Raw genomic sequence first — 2,030 nt, forward strand, 5'->3', positions numbered from 1 at the left:
AACTATAAGAGTATTACTAACGGTCAAACAACCTATCCCGACAATAACAAATTCGGATCGCAATTAAATCTTGGTATTGGCGCTGATTTTAAATTTAATCCAAGCTGGAGTTTCGTTGCTGAGTTTGGCTATCATCAAACAAACAATTCAGAGCTCGACGGAACAATTATCTCGGATGTCTCTAAAGAAATCAACGGACACGATTCCTATATCGTTCTTAGCGCCGGTGTTAATTACTTCTTTAGCAAAGGCAAACCATCTCCGCAATGCGAACCTTGCCAGGGAATAACAATGGACATGAAAGACATGACCGACTATGGCAAAATTGAAGATATGATCAAGAAACATATACCTAAAGAAGTTACCAAAGAAGTTGTTGTTGATAGATATATCGCAGCAATTTCAGAAGATAGATTAGTTCTGGTTGGTGTGAACTTTGCATTTGATAAATCAGATCTATTACCTGAATCATACCCGGTGCTTGATAAAGCCGTAATTTTATTGAATGAACGATATAAGGCTAATGTTGAGATTCAAGGTTACACAGATTATATCGGTACCGATGAATACAATCAGGAACTTTCGGTTGAAAGAGCTGTGACAGTTAAAAATTATCTTGTTTCAAAAGGCATAGCTGAAACCAGACTTACAACTGTTGGTTTCGGAAAAGGAAATCCGGTTGCGAACAATGATACCGAAGAAGGCAGAACAATGAACAGAAGAATCGTTTTCAAAATTGTTAGGTAATTAAAGTTTATTAAGCAATCTATCAAGGTCCCTGCAACGTAAAATTGCAGGGACTTTCGTGGGAACTAAAGATCAACATGATAATGGTACAATTATTAAAAGAAAGGTTCTTATGAACATCCGAAAATATATTTCTCTCACTTTTTTATTCACATTTCTAATATTTCTTACAAGCTGTAAGGATAGTATTAATGATAGCCAAGCCGGAGACAATGTAACGGTCTCATTAGCTATGGATAAAGGATTAAATAAAATTGGAAGTGATCCAATAGTTTTGGATACAGTAAAAATTTTACTGAAAGACATTAAATTCAGACAATCTAACGGAGACTCATCAAATGTAAAAGTGGGACCGATGGTAGCCCATCTTAATTTGAACGGAATTCCAACAGAATTTGCCGCCGGTAAAATACTCGCTGGAAATTATGACAAAATAAAATTCCGGCTGCATAAACCTGAGGCTGGTGATATAATTTCTGACCCGGAGTTTATTGCCGGTTCAAGCGGTGAGTTAAGATATTCCGTCATCGTTAAGGGAACGTATAATGGTGTGCCGTTTATTTACAAGTCCACAAAGACGGCGACTCAAGAAGTGAATTTGAAAAACTATGTGAACTTAAATGCGGAAGTAAAAACTAATGTTACCCTTTCGGTTGATGTTAATTTTTGGTTTTATAAAGATGCGGTGGTGCTTGATCCCAATAACATCATCAACCAGAATGATATTGACAACAACATAAAAGATTCATTTAAAAAGGCATTCCGCGACGCTAATAAAGACGGTATCGCCGATTAATTATTTAAGGAGGCTTGGGATACGTCAAGCCTCAAAATTTAGAGTAATGGAAGTTTGTTTTAACCTGGAGAAACCCGGATGAAGCGGACTAAGATCGAGATAATTTAATTTATCCGCCTATTACTCATCACTAATTCTCTAAGGAGAAATCAAAATGCGAAAAATATATTTAACCCTTTTACTAACAGGAATTTTACTTGCTCTCGGAGCGCCACTTAAAGCGCAAGTAACCTTGAGTCTAAATTTCAATATCGGAAGTCAGCCGGCATGGGGTCCTGTCGGTTATGATGAAGTTCAATATTATTATCTCCCGGACATAGACAGCTACTACTATGTTCCTCAGCATCGTTTTTACTTTTTTAACGGAGGTCGTTGGATTTACAGTTCATCATTGCCTCCGCGCTATGCCAATTACAACTTATATAATGGTTATAAGGTTGTAGTTAATGAGCGGGAACCCTGGCGTAATCATAACGTATACAAGAAC

At 37.0% G+C, this 2,030-nt stretch carries 2 protein-coding genes and 1 pseudogene; all 3 read left to right on the forward strand.

Going from position 1 to position 2,030, the window contains the following annotated elements; translation table 11 throughout:
- A partial coding sequence (locus Q8M41_RS00885) for an OmpA family protein (RefSeq protein ID WP_305363346.1) occupies window positions 1-747 on the forward strand: 747 nt, incomplete at its 5' end.
- A 58-nt stretch (window positions 748-805) separates the two neighbouring features.
- Complete coding sequence (locus Q8M41_RS00890; protein WP_305363347.1) at window positions 806-1,543, forward strand: hypothetical protein; 738 nt, start codon at window positions 806-808, stop codon at window positions 1,541-1,543.
- Window positions 1,544-1,697: 154 nt separating this feature from the next.
- Window positions 1,698-2,030, forward strand: a pseudogene (locus Q8M41_RS00895) (hypothetical protein); the annotation flags it as partial.

The organism is Daejeonella sp. (assembly GCF_030684675.1).
Lineage (GTDB): Bacteria > Bacteroidota > Bacteroidia > Sphingobacteriales > Sphingobacteriaceae > Daejeonella.